Annotated in this window: 7 protein-coding genes and 1 pseudogene; 4 read left to right on the plus strand and 4 right to left on the minus strand. The window is 37.1% G+C overall.

All coding sequences use genetic code 11. The annotated features are described in order from the left end of the window. Window positions 1–489 precede the first annotated feature (489 nt). The 4 genes and pseudogenes from ACFPOH_RS00160 to ACFPOH_RS00175 form a co-directional block, all read right to left on the minus strand. Window positions 490–819, minus strand: coding sequence for a helix-turn-helix domain-containing protein (locus tag ACFPOH_RS00160; RefSeq protein ID WP_390308542.1), 330 nt, complete (start codon window positions 817–819; stop codon window positions 490–492). 120 nt (window positions 820–939) lie between these two features. Then, window positions 940–1,074 (minus strand): transposase, encoded by a 135-nt coding sequence (locus ACFPOH_RS00165; RefSeq protein ID WP_390308534.1) that lies wholly within the window; start codon window positions 1,072–1,074, stop codon window positions 940–942. Window positions 1,075–1,170: 96 nt separating this feature from the next. Further along, window positions 1,171–1,935: a YqhG family protein gene (locus ACFPOH_RS00170; RefSeq protein WP_390308536.1), complete on the minus strand. Its 765-nt coding sequence runs from the start codon at window positions 1,933–1,935 to the stop codon at window positions 1,171–1,173. A gap of 24 nt (window positions 1,936–1,959) precedes the next feature. Next, window positions 1,960–3,569: pseudogene (locus ACFPOH_RS00175) on the minus strand (DEAD/DEAH box helicase). A 163-nt stretch (window positions 3,570–3,732) separates the two neighbouring features. Here ACFPOH_RS00175 and ACFPOH_RS00180 point away from each other — a divergent pair. From ACFPOH_RS00180 to ACFPOH_RS00195, 4 genes are all read left to right on the plus strand, one after another. After that, window positions 3,733–3,915, plus strand: a complete 183-nt coding sequence (locus tag ACFPOH_RS00180) for a hypothetical protein (protein ID WP_208652228.1) — start codon at window positions 3,733–3,735, stop codon at window positions 3,913–3,915. A 111-nt stretch (window positions 3,916–4,026) separates the two neighbouring features. After that, window positions 4,027–4,353, plus strand: coding sequence for a transposase family protein (locus ACFPOH_RS00185; protein ID WP_390308537.1), 327 nt, complete (start codon window positions 4,027–4,029; stop codon window positions 4,351–4,353). 64 nt (window positions 4,354–4,417) lie between these two features. Beyond that, entirely contained in the window at window positions 4,418–5,695 is a 1,278-nt protein-coding gene (locus ACFPOH_RS00190) for an ISL3 family transposase (RefSeq protein ID WP_342468856.1), read from the plus strand. A gap of 232 nt (window positions 5,696–5,927) precedes the next feature. Continuing rightward, a partial coding sequence (locus ACFPOH_RS00195) for a transposase (RefSeq protein ID WP_390308538.1) occupies window positions 5,928–6,361 on the plus strand: 434 nt, incomplete at its 3' end.

The following is a 6,361-nucleotide window of genomic DNA, read 5'->3' on the forward strand; positions in this document are numbered from 1 at the left end:
CAGCTATATCCCATTTCAGCTGTCGCTTTGGATTATTCGTTGCTACTCAATTTTATTTTCTCACTGCTTATGATGAAATTTGGGACGGAAAATTAGAAGATGTTCGTTACTTCCATGTACATGAATATGGTATGGATACGCTCGGAACATACATTACTCCTACAGACTTCCGCTATGTAGAAGAAAATGAAAGGGAATATGTCATTTCAAAAATCCTGTATCAAGCCCATCAAATTATTGTACAACTTCGCCAAACAACAACCATCTCTCCTCTTACTCTTTGGGAGAACATCTTCGGGTATATGTTGTGGAATTATAATGTATTGCTACAAAATCCTCTGCTGGCAGACCGAGCTTTTGAAGATATCGAAATACTTGAGGATACAAAAGTATGGCAACGTTTTTCAAATAAATCTTGGTTTTTTGAATATACAAAAGGAAAAAATCCGATGGAACTCGTCAATTCGCCAGTGCGAAAAAGTTGCTGCTTTACAAAGGACATTCCGTCGTTAATTCAGCCTCTGATTTTGTGCGTCCACGGCGATCTTGTAGGCCTTCTTCTCCATGTAACTCAAATTTTTTCACCCATTGGTATACCTGTTGATAAGAAACTTGATAAGTTTGGGCTGCTAATTGATAATTTTTATGGTGCTTTAAGCAAAAATCGACTATCTCCATTCGTTCTAGTAGGGTTGTTTTTCTACCTTTTGTCATTGTTTTACTCAATCCTTTACCCGAATCTTTTATATCACAATGACTAGTATACTTTTTCACCCACTTCATTAAAATCGTTCTACCTGAAATTTGATGTTTTTTCATTAATTCGAGTAAAGAATATTCACCAGATAAATAATCCTCCACCTCTTGAATCTTCTGTTCTCTTGTATAGCATCGTGGAGAAAAGTTAAAGTGAAAGACCGCTTCACCAAAAGCTTCATACTATCGAACCCATTCTTTTAAAGTGCTTTGGTGAATTTTATATTGACGAGCAAGCTTTTCAAATGAATAATCACCCATTAAATAGAAATGAATCAGTTTTAACATAAACTCTTTAGGATACTTGTAAAAGGTCATAATGAAAGCCCCCTATTAGGTCAGATGAATTTTTATTTTTTCATCTGTCTACCTAATAGGGAGCATATCATTTTCAGACGCCCCCTTTGTTACGATCTATTTTAAATAAAAAATTCCGCCGCTTACTATTTCTATTTTAATTCGCGGCTGAAAACGTTCTCTAAGAGCTTCCTTTTCAATCTCATAGACTTCCGGTTTCTCAATGACTCCCTCATAGAAATGATTTAAAATTTCCTGTTCCCTTCTCCATCGTTTCTCGGCCTCCTCCGCCCAAGTCATATCATCATGACCGATATAGTTTTCAATAGCTGTCTCTAATCTTTCAATGGCTCTGATTGGTGAAACAATATAAGGAAGACAATAGGCGTTTTTCGGAAATTCCTTCGTCAGTGTCCGTTCAATCAGCCAATCTTGAAAATTGCTTTTAACACTTCCATGGATTAAATTGATGCCCAACGAAAAAAGCATTTCTTTTGTTTGGTCGGTATGATAAGAAACTTTAAAATTTGCGCCCACCCAAGGAAATAAACTTGCCCCTTCCATATTTTCATACATTTGAACAAAGCATCCTAAATCTTTTGTCGCCTGAAAAATTTGATGCATTCGCATGGAGCCGTAGTGGATATATTCGCCGCGAATGTCTTGGTTTTCATGTTTCTTTGTGATGAAAGTTACTTTTAAAGGCTTCGGCTCTGCTTTTGTACTTTCAACGAATTGCCAATAGAAGGGGCGATTCATAATGCGTTTGTCAATATCGGCCGTTAATTGCACCGTTAAATAGTCCGGTGCTTCCTCTGTTATTTCACATCCAGTGACGGTGAAAAATGTGCGCAAATAATCATGGATTTGTTCAGCTAACATCTTTTAGCACCTCTCAATAATCGATTAGGTAAATCCAAGTTCCCCTTCCAAACCGTAATCTTCAAAATCAAAATTTGAAACAAAGTTTGGAGATTGGTAAATCCGTTCCTCTACTTTGTTTGTTAAAATATCATCCAGTTCACCGACCACTTTTTCAAATACATTGATTTTATTTGTCAATAAATCCAAAATCCGGTCTTCAATGGTATTTTGAATGGCAAGTTGTAAATGTATACATCCTGCTCCTGTCCAAATCGGTGGACGCGGCCTATTCGCTGTTCAATTTTCATTGGATTCCAAGGCAAATCAAAATTTATAACATGGTGGCAAAATTGCAAGTTGATGCCTTCACCGCCGGATTCTGTTGCTATGAGGACATCCGCATAATCCCGGAACAATTGCCTCATCCAATCTCGTTTGTTTTTACTAAACTTTCCATTAAACAAGACACTTTTTATGCCTTTTTGATATAAGTACCATTGCAAATAATGCTGCGTTGCCCGATATTCTGTAAAGATAATGACCTTATCTTTTGCCTTTTGAATAATTTCATAGGTTTTTTCAGCCTTCGAATTAATTTCTAAGTTGGACATTTTTTCTATAATTTCATCTATATAATCTATTTCTTCCTGCCTTTGAACTTTTTCTTTCAATTTAACGAGGGTCAAATAAGCCGCCTCTTTGCTTGAACACATCTCTTTCAACAAGGTGGTCATGGCGAAAGAATTGCTGAAAAGGCTTGTGCGTTCTTTTAAAGATTGAATCATTTGGTATACTTTCTGTTCCTCTTCCGTAAATTGGATCGGAATTGTTTGTACATTCCTTCCTACCCATTCAATGCCTGTATCTTGTCGGCGATTCCGAATCATGACTTGGTCAACCAATTCTTTTAAATATTCGTCTTCTGCTAATCCATTTTTTCCTTTCTTAAAGTAGGATTGGAAGCTTTCCACATTTCCTAAATGCCCCGGTTTTAGTAAAGAGACAAGATAAAAAATTTCAAAAATATGATTTTGTATAGGGGTTGCAGTAAGCAACAAACAAAATTTCTTTTTTATTCCTTGCACAAATTGATACGTTTGGGTTTTATGGTTTTTTAATTTATGGGCCTCATCAATAATAATCATGTCAAAATCCTGTTCGTAAATTTTTTCCCGGTACGGGCTGCGCTTTGCCATATCCATACTCATGACGACAAAATCATATTGTTCAAAAGGGACATTTTTCTTTCGGCATCCAATTGCAGGGATGAAAAATTTACCGTTTAATTCATCCACCCACTGGGTAAGCAAAGATGCAGGCACTAATATTAACGCTTTTTTGACAAGCCCCCTCAAGATGTATTCCTTCAAAATTAAACCGGCCTCAATCGTTTTTCCAAGCCTCACTTCATCTGCTAAAATCGCTTTTCCATTCATTTTTTCAATAACCGTCCGGGCTGCTTCTATTTGGTAATCAAGAAATTGAATATTGGTCAAAAATTTAGGTGCCTGCAAACCTGAAAAATCCGTAATTAATTGGTCTTTCACCACTTCATATGCCATTTTATACAGCGTCCAGTCATTCCACGGTCCATCTTCATTTAAGCGCCTAGCAAACTCTTCCTTCCAAGCGGAGGATTTTTCGATCAACATTTGCTTCACCTCCTGTTTCCATTTAGATTGTCCAAAATTTGCAATCCTATAATGGAAATGAATTCTCGCTTTTCTTCATTGTTTCATGTAAATCGTTCAAATAACTTGAGAATAATAATGAAAACGCAAGGAGGTGAACAATTTGAAAAATAATAACAAAACGATGAACGAAAGAACTCATAACCCTTTTGAAACATATAAACATTTGCACAAAAATACAACAAATAGCGCCAATAATCCTGAAGATCCAACAGAGGAGATTTCAGAGGAATTCGACTCAAAAGCAAAAAATAAAAACAATAAAACGAATCACGATAAAACGCAAAAATCAAACAAAAATATATAACCATTTTCCTCTTTTGGAGTGTTTATGGCAAACTAAAAATGGCTCTTACGCAATTTTGGTGAAGGTCCATAATTTTACTTTTATAGTATAATAAAAGAAAAGGTGTGATGAATGATGAATCGTCAAATCCATTGGTCTTCACCAGATCCTTTCCTAAAAGTTCTCGATATTCAAGAAGAACCATCCTCCATTACCTTTATTGTTCGAAGCACTCATGAATCCTGCCCTTGTCCTCATTGCCAAGTGCCTTCCACACGTCCACACAGCCGATATACACGCATGATTCAAGATTTGCCGATTGCCGGAAAAGCTGTTTCCATCCTGCTTATCACAAGAAAATGGTTTTGCGACCAACCCAGTTGCACCCAAAAAATTTGGCTCTATAATATTTGGTGTTGGTGGATACAACCAACACCAATTTTTTACGCAAAAAAATGAGACATGTGACAAACTCTGGTAAAATGTAATCGCCAAACCACATTTCCCAAAGGAGTTGTGTCACATGTCTCACCAACATTCTATACGAAATCTACTCAATATAAAAGACAAAAATATCATCTTCGATGATGAAAATTTTTGTTCTATCGAAACAATCAAACACGTAAAAGCGAAAGTCTTTCATGGCACGTTAACGTATCAACCTAAAGCTTGTGATGCCTGTGGCCATGTCTTTGATGATCAAATCATTAAACACGGATTTAAAACGACCCTTATCAAAATGCCGAGTGTTTTCGGTTATCCTACGTATTTGAAACTCCGTAAACAACGCTATTACTGTAAACATTGCCATTCCACTTTTACTTTACAAACCGACATTGTGGCTAAAAACTGTTGTATTTCCAACCATACCAAAGTATCGATTGCTTTAGACGCCAAAGATAAAATCTCCGAAAAAGATATTGCCTTGAAACATCATGTTTCTCATGCCACTGTCAGTCGTGTCATTGATAGCTTTTATAGCTACTATCAACCGAATGTTCACTACCTTCCAAAGCATTTGTGTTTTGACGAGTTTAAATCCGTTAAATCTGCAGCTGGAGCAATGTCCTTTATTTTCTGCAACGCTGAAACGGGAGAGATTGTGGATATCGTAGAGGATCGGAGATTGCATGTCCTCAAAGAGTATTTCTTGCGGTATTCCAAGAAGGCGAGAAACGCGGTAAAAACGATTGTCATCGACATGTATAGTCCTTATATTTCCTTAATTCACGAAGTGTTCCCTAAAGCGAAAATCATCATCGACAAATTCCATATCCTCCAACTATTTAGCAGAGCTTTAAATAAAACCCGCATCAACGTCATGAAGCGGGATAAAAAGAATTACAATAAGTTGAAAAAATACTGGAAACTCCTTCTGAAAGATCAAACAAAACTCGATTATAAAAACTATACATATCATCGCTGCTTTAAAAAACTCATGTGTGAGGTGGATATTCTACACTACATCATGAACCTAGATTCTGAATTAAAGGAGTCCTATGAGTTATACCAATACGTTCGACATTACATCAAAACAAAAGACTTTGAGCACTTGAAAAAAACCTTGAAGAATAAGTGGAACAGCGTTTCCAGCTATATGAGAACCGCCATCAAGACCATAAACAAATACATAAATTACGTGGAGAATACAATGAAATACGATTATAACAACGGTATTTTAGAAGGGATTAATAACAAAATTAAGGTGATAAAGCGTATTTCTTTCGGCTATCGCTGTTTCCGACATTTTAAAACTCGGATTCTGATCACCCAAAATTTAATGACAATGAAAAAAGCTTAGAGGAATCGAAGTTCCTCTAAGTTGTGCGGTTGCATATACCAGGAAAGTCACAAAATTTTTTCACCAACACTATTTGACAAAGAACCAAAAATTTTTACAGAACGGTATGATTGGATTTCTGAAAATGGACGCCGAACTTTACGAGCTGAAGAAGTATTACGTAAAATCGCGTTTTCCACCAGCTGCCTCAATGGCGAAAAAGTAGCGAAAGCCCTGTCCCTCCCTGTCAGCCATGACGTATTGCTCTCCCTTATTCGGAAAACGGAGATTCATCAAGAGGTGTCCCCCTTTTATCGGAATCGATGACTTTGCTTTTCGGAAAGGACACAGCTATGGCACGATCATTTGTGATCTGAGCACGCACAAGCCTGTTGCATTACTTCCGGAACGTTATCCGGAAACCATATCAGAATGGCTAAAAAATCATCAAAACATCCAAGTTGTCAGTCGTGATGGCTATCAGGCTTTTCGGAAAGGGATTCAGAACGCTTCGCAAAGTATTTTGCAAGTATATGACCGATGGCATTTTGTCCGGGCGATAAAGAAGCAGATCGATGCTTGCCTCACCTCGATTCTTCCTTCCGTCATCACGTTGGAAAAAGAAGAAACGGACCAACAAACCTTTCCGCATGAAACCAAACTGCAAAGGAGACAAAAAGAAAGAGC

The organism is Ureibacillus suwonensis (assembly GCF_042655065.1).
Classification (GTDB): Bacteria; Bacillota; Bacilli; order Bacillales_A; family Planococcaceae; genus Ureibacillus; species Ureibacillus suwonensis.